At 60.1% G+C, this 17,119-nt stretch carries 15 protein-coding genes and 1 tRNA gene; 3 read left to right on the top strand and 13 right to left on the bottom strand.

Going from position 1 to position 17,119, the window contains the following annotated elements; all coding sequences use genetic code 11:
- Positions 1-475: 475 nt before the first annotated feature.
- Positions 476-832 carry a hypothetical protein gene (locus Q0Z94_RS01370; RefSeq protein WP_298066657.1) on the bottom strand — a complete coding sequence of 119 codons (357 nt, stop codon included), beginning with the start codon at positions 830-832 and terminating at the stop codon, positions 476-478.
- A gap of 247 nt (positions 833-1,079) precedes the next feature.
- On the opposite strand from Q0Z94_RS01370, the gene Q0Z94_RS01365 reads away from it, so the two are divergent.
- On the top strand, positions 1,080-1,862 hold the full coding sequence (locus tag Q0Z94_RS01365) for an exodeoxyribonuclease III (protein WP_298066678.1): 783 nt from the start codon (positions 1,080-1,082) through the stop codon (positions 1,860-1,862).
- A gap of 41 nt (positions 1,863-1,903) precedes the next feature.
- On the opposite strand, the gene Q0Z94_RS01360 is transcribed toward Q0Z94_RS01365, so the two are convergent.
- Positions 1,904-1,979: transfer RNA gene (locus tag Q0Z94_RS01360), tRNA-His, on the bottom strand.
- Positions 1,980-2,049: 70 nt separating this feature from the next.
- Here Q0Z94_RS01360 and murA point away from each other — a divergent pair.
- Both murA and Q0Z94_RS01350 read left to right on the top strand, forming a co-directional pair.
- Positions 2,050-3,312: a UDP-N-acetylglucosamine 1-carboxyvinyltransferase gene (gene murA, locus Q0Z94_RS01355; protein WP_298066652.1), complete on the top strand. Its 1,263-nt coding sequence runs from the start codon at positions 2,050-2,052 to the stop codon at positions 3,310-3,312.
- Between the two features lie 12 nt (positions 3,313-3,324).
- Positions 3,325-5,943 (top strand): ComEC/Rec2 family competence protein, encoded by a 2,619-nt coding sequence (locus tag Q0Z94_RS01350; protein WP_298066638.1) that lies wholly within the window; start codon positions 3,325-3,327, stop codon positions 5,941-5,943.
- 6 nt (positions 5,944-5,949) lie between these two features.
- Here the strand turns inward: Q0Z94_RS01350 and Q0Z94_RS01345 are convergent, their stop codons facing one another.
- The 11 genes from Q0Z94_RS01345 to Q0Z94_RS01295 form a co-directional block, all read right to left on the bottom strand.
- Entirely contained in the window at positions 5,950-6,453 is a 504-nt protein-coding gene (locus Q0Z94_RS01345; RefSeq protein WP_298066634.1) for a HyaD/HybD family hydrogenase maturation endopeptidase, read from the bottom strand.
- Positions 6,454-6,530: 77 nt separating this feature from the next.
- A complete protein-coding gene (locus Q0Z94_RS01340; protein WP_298066628.1) occupies positions 6,531-8,207 on the bottom strand; it encodes a nickel-dependent hydrogenase large subunit in 1,677 nt (558 codons plus the stop codon).
- Positions 8,208-8,218: 11 nt separating this feature from the next.
- Complete coding sequence (locus Q0Z94_RS01335; protein ID WP_298066625.1) at positions 8,219-9,169, bottom strand: hydrogenase small subunit; 951 nt, start codon at positions 9,167-9,169, stop codon at positions 8,219-8,221.
- A gap of 272 nt (positions 9,170-9,441) precedes the next feature.
- Positions 9,442-10,464 carry a glycosyltransferase family 9 protein gene (locus Q0Z94_RS01330; RefSeq protein ID WP_298066621.1) on the bottom strand — a complete coding sequence of 341 codons (1,023 nt, stop codon included), beginning with the start codon at positions 10,462-10,464 and terminating at the stop codon, positions 9,442-9,444.
- Between the two features lie 73 nt (positions 10,465-10,537).
- Positions 10,538-11,164 (bottom strand): uracil phosphoribosyltransferase, encoded by a 627-nt coding sequence (upp, locus tag Q0Z94_RS01325; protein WP_298066616.1) that lies wholly within the window; start codon positions 11,162-11,164, stop codon positions 10,538-10,540.
- 201 nt (positions 11,165-11,365) lie between these two features.
- A complete protein-coding gene (gene dsrP, locus Q0Z94_RS01320; RefSeq protein WP_298066611.1) occupies positions 11,366-12,544 on the bottom strand; it encodes a sulfate reduction electron transfer complex DsrMKJOP subunit DsrP in 1,179 nt (392 codons plus the stop codon).
- A gap of 9 nt (positions 12,545-12,553) precedes the next feature.
- Positions 12,554-13,312, bottom strand: coding sequence for a sulfate reduction electron transfer complex DsrMKJOP subunit DsrO (dsrO, locus tag Q0Z94_RS01315; RefSeq protein WP_298066599.1), 759 nt, complete (start codon positions 13,310-13,312; stop codon positions 12,554-12,556).
- Positions 13,302-13,715, bottom strand: coding sequence for a sulfate reduction electron transfer complex DsrMKJOP subunit DsrJ (gene dsrJ / locus Q0Z94_RS01310; protein WP_298066591.1), 414 nt, complete (start codon positions 13,713-13,715; stop codon positions 13,302-13,304). The genes dsrO and dsrJ overlap by 11 nt, the downstream gene beginning before the upstream one ends.
- Complete coding sequence (dsrK, locus tag Q0Z94_RS01305; RefSeq protein WP_298066582.1) at positions 13,716-15,350, bottom strand: sulfate reduction electron transfer complex DsrMKJOP subunit DsrK; 1,635 nt, start codon at positions 15,348-15,350, stop codon at positions 13,716-13,718.
- A 13-nt stretch (positions 15,351-15,363) separates the two neighbouring features.
- Positions 15,364-16,377 carry a sulfate reduction electron transfer complex DsrMKJOP subunit DsrM gene (gene dsrM, locus Q0Z94_RS01300; protein ID WP_298066577.1) on the bottom strand — a complete coding sequence of 338 codons (1,014 nt, stop codon included), beginning with the start codon at positions 16,375-16,377 and terminating at the stop codon, positions 15,364-15,366.
- Positions 16,374-16,940, bottom strand: a complete 567-nt coding sequence (locus Q0Z94_RS01295) for an RsbRD N-terminal domain-containing protein (protein ID WP_298066573.1) — start codon at positions 16,938-16,940, stop codon at positions 16,374-16,376. Before Q0Z94_RS01295 ends, dsrM begins: the two co-directional genes overlap by 4 nt.
- Positions 16,941-17,119 lie beyond the last annotated feature (179 nt).

Raw genomic sequence — 17,119 nt, 5'->3', positions numbered from 1 at the left:
TCTCTGGCGTTGTTTCAGCGATTTCGCGTTAACGGCAAGATCGAAGAACTTTTATCATTATTAAAGTGATACTCTCTAAAAGGAGAGAGTATCACCTTAATAATGATAAAACTCTTTCATGTTGCAATAACGCGAACTTACTGAAATAACTCTGAAAATTTATTCAACCTGCTCAGAGTGCGAGTGCTGTTTGGGGGCAGCGCCAAATCCTCGCAGGCAATGACGCTGCAGGGCAGTATTTTGCGCTGTTTTGAAGAGATGACGTTTTCCTGGCCGCCCGTGGTGGTTTCCGACCGCGTCAGCATGACATCATAATGACATCGTAGGGCGAGGAAGATACTTTTCAGACCGCCATACATGACGTCTGCTGAAGCATTCAGTTAAGATTCTGAAACCAGGTTAAAGCCTGTGAATAGGGTGCTATGGGGGAACAGAGCCGGGCAAGGCGTAGGTGACAGCACAGAAAGAAAGAATCCTAGTCAGGAGTCCGATAGCCGCCGTGCCCATCCGAACGAATATGACTCCCGTCGGGCATACGGTATCCACCGCGGCCGTCCGAACGAACGTGACTGCCGTCAGGCATGCGATAACCGCCCTGGCCATCCGAACGCACATGGCTTCCGTCCGGCATACGATAACCTCCCCGTCCGTCCGAGCGGATATGGCTTCCATCGGGCATACGGTATCCGCCCTGACCGTCTGAACGGACGTGACTGCCGTCCGGCATACGATAGCCGCCGCGGCCGTCCGAGCGCACATGGCCTGCGAAGGCAGGAGCACTCAGCACCAGGACAAGACAAAGGATCAGCAGTGCACAGAGTCTTTTCGCCATGATTTCTCCCTTTTTGGCAGAAAGCGTATCTGAATCGAAAAAAATCGCAAGCAGAAAACGTGCGGACGCACACTGCCAGGCTGCGCCATGACTGTACCTGCTGTGAGGCCTGCCGCATTCAGGTTTCGCCCTCTTACCGTGCTGCCGGATGCTGACGGCAATATACCCTTCGAACGAAGGTTTTACTTGAGCTTGCGGGCGGAGTCGCGTACCTTCAGGGCAGAAAAGGAAGGGACTTATGGCGGTCATGCGTTTTGCCTCGTGGAACGTCAACGGCTTTCGCTCGCTGAGCGCCAAGCCGGACTGGGACTGGTTTTCCCGCACTCAGGCCGATGTGGTCGGCCTTCAGGAGACCAAGGCGTCTCCCGAACAGATTCCCGAAGCACGGCGTGAGCCGCAGGGCTGGCATTCCTGGTGGGCGGCTTCCACCGTAAAGAAGGGCTATTCGGGCGTCGCGGTGTTCAGCCGCCGTCAGCCCCTGAATGTGGAATACGAGCTGCCCGATCCCGACTATCAGGGAGAAGGGCGCACCCTGCATCTGGAATTTCCCGAGCTGCACTTCTTCAACATCTACTTTCCCAACGGCGGCGAGGAGCTGGGAAAGGGAGTGTTCAAGCGCGTTCCCTATAAAATGGGCTTCTTCGACGCCTTTTTCGAGTATGCGGAGGATCTGCGCCAGGACAAGCCCGTGGTGGTCTGCGGAGACTTCAACATCTCGCATCGCGAGATCGACCTTGCCAGGCCCAGGGAGAATGAGCAGAATACGGGTTTTCTCCCGGTAGAACGCGCCTGGATGGATCGCTTCACCGAGGCGGGCTATGTGGATACCTTCCGCCATGTGCATGGTCAGGAGCCGGGCGCATACACCTGGTGGTCGTACAAGACCCGTGCCCGCGAACGCAATATCGGGTGGCGGCTGGATTATTTCTTTGTCTCGCAGGAACTGCGAAACCATGTCCGCGACGCCTGGATCGAGAACGACGTCTACGGCTCCGATCACTGCCCCGTGGGACTGGCGCTGGAGCTGTGAGTGCAGGGCAAGAAAAAAGCCCCTTTTCAGGGGCCGAAAAATGGGGCGAATGACAGGGTTCGAACCTGCGACACCCTGAGCCACAATCAGGTACTCTTCCAACTGAGCTACATTCGCCGTGTGAAGAGAGTATTTAGCGTATTCACAGTGAAAGGTCAAGCAGTTTCTGCCTGCCTCGGAGGAAGACGTGGACAGCTTCATCATCGAAGGGGGAACGCCCCTGAAGGGCATTGTTCAGGTGAGCGGCTCGAAAAATGCGGCCCTGCCCATACTCATGGCCGCCATCGCTGTAGACAGCCGCGTGACCTATACCAACGTGCCCGATCTCAGGGACATCCATACCACCATCAAGCTGCTGAACCTCCTTGGCCGTCCCGCGGTGCTGAAGGACGGCACGGTGGAGGTGGAGAACGGTGAGCTGGGCATCGAGGCGCCCTATGACCTCGTGAAGACCATGCGCGCTTCCGTGCTTTGCCTGGGGCCGCTGCTGGCGCGCAAGGGCGAAGCGCTGGTTTCCCTGCCCGGCGGTTGCGCCATTGGCGCGCGGCCCGTGGATCAGCACCTGTCCGCACTGGAAAAGATGGGCGCGCAGTTCGACCTGAAGAACGGCTATATTCATGGGCACTGCCCCACAGGTCTGAAGGGTGCGAAGCTCCAGTTTGACTTCCCCACCGTGGGCGGCACGGAAAACGTCCTCATGGCGGCCTGTCTCGCCCGCGGCGAATCCGTACTTGAGAACTGCGCTCGAGAGCCAGAAATCGTGGATCTTGCGGATTTTCTTGTGCAGTGCGGCGCTCAGATCGAAGGGCAGGGAAGCTCGGTGATCCGTGTGCAGGGCGTGGACAGTCTGCACGGCTGCCGTTACCGCATCATGCCCGACCGTATTGAAGCCGGAACGTTTCTCATCGCGGCGGCCGTTACGGGCGGCGAACTGCTCCTGCGGGATTGTCCTGTCAACGCCATGGACGCCGTTCTTGGAAAACTCCGCGAAGCCGGCATGAGCATTGAGGAGCGCGCGGACGGCGTACTGGCAAGAACCGGCGGCGATGGACTGCTGGGCGTGGACATCAGCACTCAGCCGCATCCTGGCTTCCCCACGGACATGCAGTCTCAGTTCATGGTGCTGATGTGCTGCGCGCAGGGTTCGGGACTGGTGCAGGAGAATATTTTCGAAAACCGTTTCATGCACGTCCAGGAACTGGTGCGCATGGGCGCAGATATCCGGATTTCCGGCTCGTCCGCAATGGTGCGCGGCGGCCGCACACTGACCGGGGCACCGGTCATGGCTTCGGATCTTCGGGCGGGCGCGGCCCTCGTTCTTGCCGGGCTTGCGGCTCAGGGCACGACCAGAGTGCAGCGCGTGTATCATGTGGATCGTGGCTACGAGCATCTTGTGGAAAAGCTCGCTGCCGTCGGTGCGCAGATCGCACGGGTGAAGGACGTGGACTGACATCGCCCTGCCATGGACGCGCGTACAGGCCCGAAAGAGAATACTCCGCCCTCGCTGTTCTTCTGGCAGGTTCTGCTGCTCTCGGCGCTGGCCGGAGGCAGTACCCTGCGTTATCCCGCATTCGGTCTGACGGCTTTTCTGCTCTGCTGCTTTCTCCGCCGTGTGACGCTGCGCCGTGTGTTCTTCCTGATCCTGGCGTTTCTTGCGGGCGCGGCCCTGATGGCACTGCGTCTGCCCAAGGCGCCCGATATGCCCGCGTGGGCGTGTCAGCCACGGGTTCCCGTACTTGCGGAAGGAACGGTTGTTTCCGCCACCGGTCTTCCCGGAGGGCGGATGCGTGTGCTTCTGGAAGGTCTGCGTCCCGCCGGACAGACGGCGAGCGCGTACGGCGAAGCCGCTCTGCCTGGTCTGGTAACGCTGACTCTGGATAAAAAACTGCTGGACGCGGCCGGCTGTCCCATTGCGGGACAGAAATTGTCCGGCGTGATGCGGCTCCATCCATCCGGCAGCAACAGCAATTTCGGTGTGCAGGGTATAGAGCGGTACTGGGGAGATCGCAACGTCTGGCGCAGCGCCCGGGTGAAACGCGATCGGCAGGGGCCAGAATTTCTGGAACTGCAGAACGGCAGCAGTCTCTCTGACAAGGCGTACCAGCTGCGCTGGACATGGCGCGATGCTTTGTATGCCGCCCTGCGTTCGCCGGTCGTGGAGAACGGTACGCCTGGTTCGAGCGCTGGAGAGTCGGGTTCGTGGGGCATTCCCGAACAGACGGATATGTCACAGGGCAGGGCCATGCTGCTGGCTTTGCTCTTCGGCGACCGCTCCGGCCTTTCTCCCCATACGGTGGAGCTGTTTACCCGCGCGGGCCTCGTCCATTCTCTGGCCTTGTCCGGTCAGCATCTGGCGCTGGCTTCCACCGCCGGCGTCGTGTTCGTGTTCCTGCTTTCGCTCCTGTGGCAGCGGCTGTTTCTCGTCCAGCCCCGGCGTATGCTCATGGTGGCGGCAGGTATCCCCTTTGCCCTGGGGTATCTTTTTCTGGGAGGAGCGCCACTGTCCATCATTCGTGCTGCGCTTATGATGTTCGCCGCTGCAACACTTCTCCTGCGCCGCCGTCCTTTTACTTCTCTGGACGTGCTCTTTGTCGCAGTGTTCCTGCTTTTTCTCTGCTGGCCGCCAGCACTTTTCGATCTCTCCGCTCAGCTTTCGGTGACGGCGGTGGCGGGTATCATTCTCGCCGTTCCTCTCACCGTGCGCGTGTATCGGCGTCTTGCACCTTCTGCGGAAATGCCTCTCCGGTACAGACTTCCCCGTTCCGTTTTCTGCTGGCTTGTGGTGACGCTGCTGATTTCCCTGGCAGCGCAGGCTGCGGTTCTGCCCATACTGATCACGGTTTTTGGAGTCGTTGGGCCATGCTTCTGGCTGAACGTTCTCTGGCTGCCAGTCATGGCGTTCGTCATTCTTCCCTGTGCGGCCCTGGGACTGACCGCGCTCCTCCTCGGTCTGTCTTTTCCCGCAGGACTGCTTCTGGCAGTAGCGGCATGGCCTGCCGATGCCATGGTGGAACTGCTCGGCGTCCTGGACAGTCACGGCTTCATCCCGTTCCTGCAATGTCTGCGGCCTTCCGCCGTCACTTCTCTGGGGTATGCCGTACTCCTGGCTGCGGCACTGTGCGCTGGTAGGCTGCCGTCAGGGAAAGTCCGGAAAACTCTGGCACGCTGGGCTGCGGCGGGGCTTATCCTGCTGCTGGGCGGGCAGCTGCCCATGTTTATTGACGATCTGGCCGCACGGCTGGAGCGGCGCGTGACGCTTTCCGTGCTGGACGTGGGGCAGGGGCAGGCTGTGCTTGCGGGGTATCCGGGAGGCCGTGTTTTGGTGGACGGCGGAGGTTCTGCCTCGCCGTTTTTCGACGTCGGGCGCAGTATCGTGGCCCTAGCTCTGACAGATGGCCGACTGCCTCGTCTGGACGCCGTTGTCGTCAGCCACAACGATGCGGATCACATCCGGGGTCTTTGCTGGATCATGGAGCACTTCGATGTGGGGACACTATACTGGTCAAAGGTATCCGCAGCCCGCGCCAACAGCGGCGAGGCGTGCAGACTGCGCAAAATTGCGCTGGCCCGCGGTATCCCTGAACGTATTGTGGAAGCCGGCGATTGTATCCCTCTGAGCTCTGGAACAGTCTTGGAAGTCCTCGCGCCTGAACGTATGGCCGAAGTGCCGCCCGAAGAAAAACTTTCCGATAACGATGGCTCGCTTGTTCTGCGGCTTGTCCGGGATGGCCATGGCCTTGCGATATTGTGCGGAGACCTGTCCACTCCGGAACTGGGACGCCTCGCCTCACAAGGAAGAACGCTGTACGCCGAAGCTCTCGTGCTGCCGCACCACGGGGCGGCATCGGGGTTTCAGAAGAAGTTTTATGACGCCGTAACGCCAGAACTGGTGCTGGCCTCCGCGGGCACGTTCAACCGCTACGGTTTTCCCAGTGCCAAGGTACGGGAGGAGATGGCTCGGCGCGCCCTGCCGCTTTTCAGCACATCGGAGCTGGGCGGCATCGAGATCCGCTGGACAGACGAAGGGCGGAGCTTGCGAACGGCCGGAAAACCGTGGTGCGCTTTGCCCGGCGAGCCGTGAACGGACTCAGGACAAACCGTCCGCTGCGGCGTCTTTTTCAGAGATGGAGAGGCCCAGACCTCGCAGTTCCTTGACGAGCTCATCGCAGAGGCGGGGCAGGCTGGCCGTACATACCGGGGACAGCCCCACGGCCATGCTTTGATAGTCGGCAGGCTCCATACCGTACACAACGCCTTCCGGCCGATGGCCGAGTAACTCGCAGCAGAGCAGCGTGTCCACAAGGTCGGTCTGATGCAGAGAATCGCGGAAGCTGAGACTCTTGCGCAGATTTTCGTCTGTGAGGCGGTACACGCTCCCCGGTGCGCCGCCGCCCAGGACGGCGTCCAGCACATAGACGCGGTCACTGTCCATGAGTGCGTCCATAAGCCCCATGCCGAGGGTTCCGCCGTCGATGAGGCGCACGTTTTGCGGGAAGTCCCAGCGCTGGAGCAGCCCTTCCAAAGCCTTGATGCCGATGCCCTCGTCGGTGAAAAGGATGTTGCCCACGCCGAGAATGAGAATACGTTCCATGCTCTGCCTTATAAAAAGATAAAAAGCAGGGGAGGCGGCAGGCGCCTCTCCTGCTTTAGAAGGAAAACGAGTTCTGCTTACAGGACCTTAAAATCATAGCTGCGGTTAGTTGTGCCGTCGATGACATGCACACCGCAGGCGATGCACGGGTCAAAGGAATGCACCGTGCGCAGAATTTCCACAGGGCGCTTGGGGTCGGCCACGGGCGTTCCGATAAGTGAGGCTTCCACCGCACTCAGCTTGCCTTCGGCGCAGCGGGGACCAAGGTTCCAGGTCGAAGGCACCACAAGCTGGAAATTGGCAATCTTGCCATTTTCGATGACAATCCAGTGGGACAGGCCGCCGCGCGGCGCGTGGACAAAGCCCACTCCTTCTGCGCTCCTGGGAACTTCGGCATTGACGCAGATTTTGTTGTCACCCCTGGCCAGGTTGTCTTCCAGTTCCTTTATCCATTCGCCAACGCCATGGGCCACGACGAGAGTCTCCACGCCGCGGGCGGCGGTACGCCCCAACGTGGAGAACAGCGCTTCAGGGCCGACGTTCAGGGCCTTGAGCACTGTATCCACAGTGGCTTTGACAAGTTCATTACCTTGAGCATAGGCAAGGAGCATCTGGGCCAGGGGGCCGGTCTCCACGGCGTGACCATCGTAACGGGGAGCCTTCATCCAGGAGTAGCGGTCGGTGTCGCCCATCTGGGTGAACTGGGGCTGCGTTGCGCCCTGATAGGGATAGCGGGCCTGGTCACCTTCATACCAGCTGTGACGCACATGCTCGGCAATTTTGGTGTGGTCGAAGAGCAGGGGGTGGGCAAGGTCGCGGTTGTAGATAACGCCGGGCTTGAGCCAGCGCGCTTCAATATCGCGTTCCCTGACGGGAAATTCGCCGAAGTCCATGTAGTCGGCCAGTCCGCCGCCGATGGAGGCCCAATCCTTGTACGCTCCGGCCACGAGGAGCAAATCGGGGATGTAGACTTGTTCCACGAAGTCTTTGGCCTTTTTGTACAGTTCGGTGAAGGAGGCGATGACATCAGACCGCAGGGCGTTGTAGCAGGTGACGCCTCCGGCGATGAGGAACTGGGGATGCGGGTTCTTGCCGCCGAAAACAGCCGTGGCGCGTGCGATATCCATCTGTACGCGCAGAGCCTGCAAGTAGTGCGCCGTGGCAACAAGGTTGGCTTCGGGATCCAGATAGTAGGCCGGATGCCCGCCGAGGAAGTACGCATTGGTGAAGGGCCCGAGCTGTCCGCTCTCGACGAGAGCTTTGACCTTGGCCTGAACGGCGCGCAGCTCTTCCTCGCTTGTGGGGCGCGGCGAAATGGTGGCGTTGAGTTTAGCGGCCTTGGCCGGATCCGCCTGAAGTGCGGCGGCGACATCCACGAAGTCCAGGGCATGGAGGTGGTAGAAATGCACGACGTGGTCGTGAATGTTCTGCATACCCAGCACGAGATTGCGGATCAGCGAAGCGTTGCGGGGAATCTCGATCTGCATGGCGTCTTCCAGAGCACGGGTAGACGCCAGGGAATGGGTGTAGGTACACACGCCACAGGTACGCCCGGTGAAGAACTGGGCATCGCGGGGATCGCGCCCCTTGAGAATGGTCTCAAGCCCGCGGAACAGAGTGGAACAGCTGCGGGCATCCTTGACGCGCCCGTTCTCGACCTCGACCTCAATACGCAGATGGCCTTCGATACGGGTGAGAGGGTCCACCACGATGGGCCCGGTATACGAACTTTGGGGAGTAGTTTTTTCGCTCATGGTGGTTCTCGTCAGTTTTTATAGAAGGGGGTCATGTTGTCCCAGAAATTCGGTTCGGAACAGCCGATACAGGGGTGGCCTGCGGCCACCGGCCAGCTCACGTCGTTGAATCGGGCCTTGGGGCAGTTGTTATACGTCGTCGGCCCCTTGCAGCCCAGTTTGTACAGACACCAGCCGTGACGGGCTTCTTCAGAGTCAAAGGAGGGGGCGAACTCTCCGGCCTCAAAGTGCGGCAGACGCTCGCACTGTTCATGGATGGTGTGTCCGAAGAAGGCCCTGGGACGGTTCAGCGCGTCCAGTTCCAGTTTCGTTCCCGCAAGTATGGCCGCAATCGCACCGATGAGGTTGAGCGGATTGGGCGGGCAGCCGGGGATGTTGATGGCCTTGATGCCGAGATCGGCGAAGCAGTCGTTAACGCCCTTGCAGGCCGTGGGATTGGGTGCTGCCGCAGGAACGCCGCCGAAGCTGGCGCAGGTACCGTAGGCGATGACGGCCTTGGCTCCGGGGAGCACTTCCTTGTTGATCTCGTACATGGTGCGCCCGCCTATGGTGCCGTAGAGTCCGTCCATGGCCGTGGGGATGGCGCCTTCCACGATACAGAGGTAGCCATTGGGGTTCTTCATGGCCTGATGCAGCGCTTCTTCAGCGGCTTCACCGGCAGCGGCCATGATGGTCTCCTGGTAATCGATGGAAATTGTGTCGAGGATGATCTCGTCGATGTAGGGCTTGCTGGAGCGCAGCAGAGCTTCGGTGCAGCCGGTACATTCCGCATCGTGCAGATAGATGACGGCGGGACGGCCGGGAGCCGTGAGCGCCTTGGCGATGGCGGGCGCGAAGGCCGGACCCATGCCCATGGCGATGGCCGCACTGGAACAGAATTTGAGGAAGTCGCGGCGTGATACGCCGTGAAGTTCGAGGCGTTCTTCGACGCTTTCCTTCCCCAGTCCGATGGAGATTTGCATATACGAGCCTCCTGGCACAGATATGAAAGACCTGGTCACGGCGGAACCATGGCGCGGCAGGATTCCGGCGGATTGCCGAACGGCTTTCAGAAAAACGCGGGCCGCACCGGCACGGGGCGGAGAGCGCGTCTCCTCTGAAAGGAGCTTTTCTTACCATAGCATGGTGATAAAGACAGGTCAACAGAGAGAAATGCGCCGCCCTCTAAAATGACAAAAAAATCACATAGTTCGTGAACGCCTAAAAAGAACCGTACGAATGCCGGGAGAAAGCCTCAGAGCATGGTTTTAAGCGTTTCCAGGACCTGTTCCGGGAGTATGCCCGTCATACAGACACTGCCCCGGGAGCATGTCCCTGCCCCGTGAAGTGAACAGGGGCGGCAGGGCATATCGAGCTGAATCACGGTATCTTTTGGCCCGGACGGGAAAAAGCCCCATTCCCTGCAGGTTGGGCCGAACAGCGCCAGCACGGGCGTTCCCACGGCGGTGGCCAGGTGCATGGGTCCTGAATCCCCCGTGACGAGGACGGCGGCCTGTTCCAAAAGCCCGCAGAGCTGCCGCAGATCTGTCTTGCCGATGAAGCTGCGGCCATTCTCCGCGGCGGGAAGTCCCTCGCCCAGCCCCACCCAGAAAAAGGGAATGCCTGCGGCGTCCAGCAGGGCGGCGAAGCGGAGCCAGATTTCCATGGACCAGGTCTTTGCGGTGTGCGTGGCGAAGGGATGCAAAGCCACCAGCGGCCCTGAGGCGTGCAGAGAAGCCAGTGCGGAAGCCGCCCGTTCTCGTTCCTCGGAGGAAAGGAAGATGCGGGGGCGAAGTTCTTCGGCGGGCGGAACTTCCTTTTCGTTGTACAGGCCGATGGCGTAGCGCTGGGGCACGTTCAGGGCGCGCAGGGCCTCACCGTACAGGCGGCCGCGGCTCCAGAGAAAGAGCCGGCGCGCCACGGACATTTTTTTATAGCAGATGATGGCGTCCCGCCAGCTCCGTGCCAGCATGGCCGAGCGGAGATTGCGGTGCAGATCCAGCAGCGGAGAATCCTTGTACTTGAGGACAAGCGCATGAAAGACCTGAGCCTGCACCTGCCCGCTCAGCTCTTCCGGCAGCAGCCCGATGACTTCCTGAACCGCGGGGTGATGGTCGAAAAGGGGGGCAAATGCCGCACGCGTCACCACTGTGAACATGGTTTCATGCTTCTTGTGCCAGTCGAGAAGCACCCCTGTGGTGAGCGCTACGTCGCCCATGGAACTGAAGCGGACGGCCACCATGTGCCTGTTGCTGATGAGGGATGAATAGCGCGCCATGCCGTGCCCCTGCCGGAGGTGTTCTGCCTCCTGCTTCTTTCAGACTGCTGCCGTCTGCCGGAAAAACCGCAGCTTACTTGGTGCCGAAAATACGGTCTCCGGCATCGCCGAGGCCGGGGATGATGTAGCCGTTTTCGTTGAGATGATTGTCGAGAGCCGCGGCGTAAAGCTCCACGTCCGGATGTTTGTCCATGACGGCCTTGACGCCTTCGGGCGCAGCCACCAGGTTGATGGAGCAGATATTCCGGCAGCCGCTCTGCTTGAGTATGTCCAGCGCGGCGATGAGGGAACCGCCCGTGGCCAGCATGGGGTCAAGGACGATGGCCATGCGCTGTTCCATTCCTTTGGCCAGTTTTTTGTAGTATTCCACCGGCTCCAGCGTTTTTTCATTACGGTACAAGCCGAGTACGCTGATTCTGGCCCCGGGGATCATGTCCAGCACGCCGTCCATGAGTCCCAGTCCGGCGCGCAGTATGGGCACGATGGTGATCTTCTTGCCCGAGATGCGATCCACCTCCACCGGCCCGGCCCAGCCCATGACGGTCTTCTTTTCCGTAGGCAGGTTCTTGGTGGCTTCGTAGGCGAGCAGACGTGCAATCTCTTTGGAGAGCATACGAAATTCGCTGGTGGACGTGCTTTCCTTGCGGAGCAGCCCCAGCTTGTGCCGGACGAGGGGATGGTCGATGATGTGGAGCGCCATGAGAATGTCCTTGTTGAAGAGGCTCTGCGGGACGCGGTTTTTCCTTATCCTTTTTATACGCGGTGGCTCCCGCGGCGTCAAGGCGGCGTTCAGCCTGTGGGCTGAGACGCGCTTTCGGGTTCTGCTTCTACGCCCTGAAGGAAACGCCCGGCGGAGAGTTTCCGCCGGGCGCCTGCTGATGGGAAAGGAAGAACGGGAAACCTATTCGGGAAGCGCGAACGGTTCGCCGCCTTCGCGTTTCATTTCGAGGGCAATCTTCCAGAGTATGGAGATCACGAGTGCGCCGACGGCGAAGATGCCGAGCCCCACGGAGACTTCCCAGAACGTCGGCGTGTAGACTTCATAGGTCTCATAGGGCGTGGGAGCGAAGCCGCCGATGAGCAGTCCAAGCCCCTTGTCGATCCAGGAGGCGATGATCAGCATGACCAGAGCCCAGGGCAGAATCTTCAGGTTGTTGCGGAACTTGGGAATTGCCAGCAGGAAAATGCTGATGAAGGCAAGTGCCACCGCCGTCCACATCCAGCCGTTCACCCAGACACTCAGGCCTTCGTGTCCCTGGAAGATGAACACGATGGGATGGGCGTGGCCGGGGATGCCGCTGTAGAACGCGGTGAACAGTTCCAGAACGTAGAAGAACATGTTCAGGCCCATGGCGTACGCGATGGTGATGGACAGGGACTTGACCACGGCCTTGCCGGGGTCGAAGCCGGTAAGCCGCTTCAGGAGCAGCAGCCCCAGGAGCAGCAGTGAGGGTCCCGCGCAGAAGGCGGAAGCCAGGAAGCGGGCGGCCATGATGGCAGACAGCCAGTAGTGGCGGCCGGGCAGACCGGCGTACAGGAAGGCGGTCACGGTGTGGATGGAGAAGGCCCAGAAGATGGAGATGACCACCAGGACCTTGACCCAGCCCGGCACAGGCACATGGCGGCTTTCATGTTCCAGCGACGTCCAGCCGATGACGGCGTTCAGCAGCAGATAGCCGCAGAGCACGGTGCAGTCCCAGAACATCACGGAGTTCGGCGTGGGGTGCAGAATGACGTTGAGCACGCGCTGCGGCTGCCCCATATCCACCACGATGAAGAGCATACACATGATCACCGCGCCGATGGCCAGAAATTCGGCGAAGACAATGACGCGGTGATAGGGATGGTAGTGATGGAACGTTGCGGGCAGAACAAGCATCACGGCTGCTGCGGCAACACCCACCAGATAGGTGAACTGGGCGATGTAGAAGCCCCAGGAGGTGTTGCGGGTCAGACCGGTGAGCTGAAGTCCGTAAATGAGCTGGAACACATAGACAATAAAGGCGTAGCCGATGACTGCCAGCAGGAAGAGGAGCCACAGATAATACTTGGGCGACCCCTTGAGAACTTTTTCGAGCATGGCCTCCTCCTAGATAATGTAGTACACGCCGGGATCAGTGCCCAGACTGGGCTTGCGGCGGATGCTGAAGTTCCTGGCCAGAGCCTGACGAACCACGGAGTCCGGATCATTGAGGTCGCCGAACAGGATGGCGCCGTTTGAGGCCTCAACGCAGGCAGGCATGAGTCCTTTTTCCAGGCGTTCGGCGCAGAAGGTGCATTTCTCCACCACGCCGCGCATACGGGTGGGGTAGGCCGCGTTCAGCTCCTTGATGAAGGGGCGGGGATCCTGGAAGTTGAAGCTGCGGGAACCGTAGGGGCAGGCGGCCATGCAGAAGCGGCAGCCCACGCAGCGGTGATAGTCGATGGCCACGAGGCCGCCCTGGGTGGTGTAGGTAGCCCCGGCGGGACACACACGCACACAGGAGGGGTTGGTGCAGTGGTTGCACATCAGGAAGAAGCGGCGTTCCTCGATGCCGCGGGGCAGAAGCGGCGAGGGGTCATCGGCGAAGGCGTGTTCGAAGGTGTCGTCCCAGATCCATTTCACTTCCTTGGGTCCGGGAATGGTGGGCACGTTGTGCGCCTTGTGACAGGCTTCGATGATGGGCCGCATGGATTCGGGATTCTGGAAGCGGCGGGTGTCGATGACCATGGCCCAGCGTTTGGCCTTCAGACCTTCGGGATAGGCCTCATACTCGGCGCCGGCGGCTTTCGTCCCGGCCGCGCCTGCAGCGAGGGCGAAGGTGGAAAGGCTGGCGACCTTGAGAAAATAGCGTCTACTAGAATTCATTGTTGTTCCCCTGGGGTATGACGTGGCAATCCCAGCAGTACGGATTCACGCTGTTGGCATCGTGGCACTTGTCGCAGAACTCGGTCTTGTTGCTGTGGCAGGCCATACAGGTGTTCTGAAGGCTGGTCTCCCATTTTTTCCCGTCCGTGGCGGTGTAGATGCGCTTGTTCTCACGCAGGGCGGAGTCGCGCCACTCAATGAGCAGTTCCATGTGGTTGGCGGCCATCCATTCGCGAGGCTCGATACACTGGGAGCGCTCTTCGCCGAAGAAGGTAACGGGGTGAGCAGGCAGCTCCACGACGACCTTTTCGTGCTTCGGGGAAAGCATATTGATCCAGAAAGGCGCGGTGAACAGCCCGGCAAAGACGATGATGCCGGGGATGACATATTTCGCATTAAACATTTATGCTTCCTCCGAGGCGGCAGGGTCTTCATCGGGGAAGGGCAGATCTTCCTGACGCAGATCCATGGTGCGGGGAATCTCGCCCTTCATCACCAGAGCGTTGGCCACAAGTTCGTGCAGTCCGCTGACCGTGACGCCGGGAACCCAGTAGTCCACCAGCGGAGGCAGGGCTGCGCGGTCGAGGGCGCACATGCAGGCCATCCAGTTGACATCCTTCGTGTCGTGTACATAGCGCAGGGCGTTGGCACGGGGGAATCCGCCGCACAGACGCTGATCCATGATTTCCTCCGCGTTCAGACCGGAGCCGGAACCGCAGCAGAAGGTTTCTTCACGGATGGTGTGTTCGGGCATTTCCACGAAATGGTTGCACACATTCTTCAGCACATAGCGCGGTTCTTCAAAGATGCCCATGGCGCGGGCAGGGTTGCAGGAGTCGTGCCAGGTCGTGATGATGTGGTCGTTGCGCTGTGGCCGCAGGTTCAGCTTGTTGTGCTTGATGAGGTCGGCGGTGAACTCGGCGATGTGTACCATCTTGGTGGCAGCGGCGTTCTTGAACACCGTGCCGGTGATGGGCGACACAGGCTGTTCCATCTTGGGAGGCGTCGGCCCGTTGTAAGTGGCCATGTACTGGTTCACCACGCGCCACATGTGGCCGCATTCACCGCCGAGGATCCACTTGCAGCCCAGGCGTTCGGCCTCGGCATACATCTTGGCGTTGAGGCGCTTGGCAAGGTCGAAGGAGACGAATGAGCCGAAGTTGCCGCCTTCGGAAGCGTAGGTGGACAGGGTGTAGTCCAGTCCAATCTCATGGAAGAGCATGAGATAGCCCATGAAGGTGTAGATGCCGGGGTCGGCGAAATAGTCGCCGGAGGGCGTGATGAAGATGACTTCATGCCCCTTCTCATTCCACGGCGGATCAACGCGGATGCCGGTGATGGTCTCGACGTCGTCACACAGGAACTCCACGATTTCGCGCATGGAGTGGGGCTGGATACCCAGGTGGTTACCCGTGCGGTTACAGTCGGATACGGAGTTCATGATCCAGTGGATGCCGATGCCGAGGTCAAGCAGCATCTGACGCACGATGACGGTGATTTCAGCGGTGTCGATGCCGTAGGGACAGAACAGCGAGCAGCGGCGGCACTCCGTGCACTGGTAGAAGTAGATGAACCATTCCTTGATGACGTTCTTGTCCAGCGTGCGTGCCCCTGCGAGCTTGCCGAGGAGCCGTCCCGCCGTGGTGAAGTCCTTGCGGTAGACGGAACGGAGCAGCTCGGCGCGCAGCACGGGCATGTTCTTGGGATCGTTGGTGCCGATGAAGAAGTGGCACTTGTCGGCGCAGGCGCCGCAGCGTACACAGCAATCCATGAACACCTTGAGGGAGCGGTGTTTGTTCAGAGCGTCCTGAAGAGAATTGTACAGGATCTGTTCCCAGTTGCTGGGCAGTTCCCAGTCTTCATTGTCGGGGGCCCAGTCGTGGGCGCGCTCGAAACCGAGGCCCTTCAAAATATCCGTCTTGGCGGGGTAGCAGAAGCTGCCGGGATGGTAATCCGGCTTGGTGTCCATCCAGCCATCCTTGGGGAAGGCAGCGGGCGTGGCCGCCAGCAATTCTTCGGGTGTGGGCATTTTTGCCATGACCAGTAACTCCTTAGGCTTCCGCCGTGGTTTCGGGCTGCTTGTCTACAGGGATGCCGGCTTCCACCATGGCGTCGCGGAAATCGTCTTCGTATTCGGCATAGGTGTGATAGTGCTTGGGCGGATTCCAGGGGTTCACATGCCGTTCTTCACGGGTGTTGCACTTCATGTTGCGTGTGGGACTCATGAAGACGCCGCCCATGTGCATCAGCTTGGAGAAGGGGAAGTAGATGAGCAGCGCGCTGACCAGCGTCACATGGACGAAGAAGATGGAACCGATGCCGGTGGGATCCACGGGCTGAAGGGTGGCAAGACCCATGAGCACTTCCTTGACCTGATTGACATCCACCTTGCTGATGTAGCGCATACAGATGCCGGAACCGGCAATGGCGATGAGCAGGAACAGGGCAAAGTAGTCGGCAGGCAGGGAGATATAGCGCAGGCGCTCGGAAAGGGCGCGGCGCAGGAACAGGAAGGCCAGCGCACCGAGGATGAAGGCATCGGTCATGTAGAAGCGGGGAGCACCCACCTGGAACACGCCGTCCAGAAATTCCACGACGGCGATGCAGGCCGGTACGGGGTCGAGGAAGAAGCGGGCGTGACGGATGATGATCACCAGCATACTGTAATGGAACAGCAGTGCGAAAACCCACAGCCATTTATTGGAAAAATAGGTGACACGCGGCGTGCCGCCGATGGTGGTGCGCTCCGCTCTGGTATTGCGGAACAGGGAACGGAAGGTGAACGCTTCCAGAACCATGCGCCCGGCGACGGCCGGGGTGGTCCAGGGGCATTCCAGGCGGCTGGGTTTGATCCAGTCCAGGGAACGCTGCTGTCCTGCCACCGTGGGGATGGCGAACGGCACGGGCGACTTGGCCCAGCGGACGATCTTCCAGATGAAACCGATGATGAACACAGCGCCTGCCACCAGCGGTAAGATCACGCCGAACAGGTACTGCAGGCCAAGTGCTGACCCCGCCCATCCCACGCAAAGGATGAGCAGAGTGGCCGCAAATGCGATGGTCATTCCTCTACCCCTCGATTTTCAGTTTCAGGAGCGGGCACGGCCTGCTCCCTCCGAAGCCCGGCCAGTCGAATGAGCTGTGACTGACTGTGCTTGATTTCTTCCACGCGGATCCTGAACACGCGCTCGCGGGCATCCGAGTACATGTCCAGCGCCATGAGTCCCAGCGTATCAATCCGGGATTCCACGGCAAGGTATTCGCTCAAAGCCTGTTTCCGTTCGGAGACCGCATCCAGCCAGGCAGGAAGCACGTCTCTGCGCAGCTCGTCCTTGAGCAGGTACAGCGCACCCACAGCCTTGGAGGGCGGCATGTCCTGCACGGCGCGTATCCAGAGGAGATCGTGCAGTGCCTGCCTGACCGTGTTCGGATCAGCGTCCGCTCCGGCCGCGGCGTCAAAGAGCACCTCCGCAGCCATGCGGGTGGTCTCGCCGACGGGATTCGCGAAGCGGTCGCGCCGGGTACGCAGAAAGCCCTTGCTGTCCAGAGGATAGCTGGCGAAGAAGCTGTTGACCCAGCGTTCAACGAGGGCCTGCTTCCGGCTGCTGCACAGTTCCGTAATGTTCATGTACGCCTGCGTTTTGGGCCGTACGGAGGCCGGTTCAAACGAAAAAAAGCCTGCGGAGCGAAGCGATGGGAAACATATGCCCGCAGGATCGGGCTGTATGTTTGTAAACACTAGCTTAATTTTCTGCAAGCTTCAAGTACGCCGCTCGAGAAAAGCGGCCTTTTTCGGCCGTAGCAGGA

Origin of the sequence: uncultured Mailhella sp., from assembly GCF_947631555.1 — a bacterium.
Taxonomy (GTDB): Bacteria; Desulfobacterota; Desulfovibrionia; order Desulfovibrionales; family Desulfovibrionaceae; genus Mailhella.
This window is presented reverse-complemented; position numbering and strand designations above follow the sequence as displayed.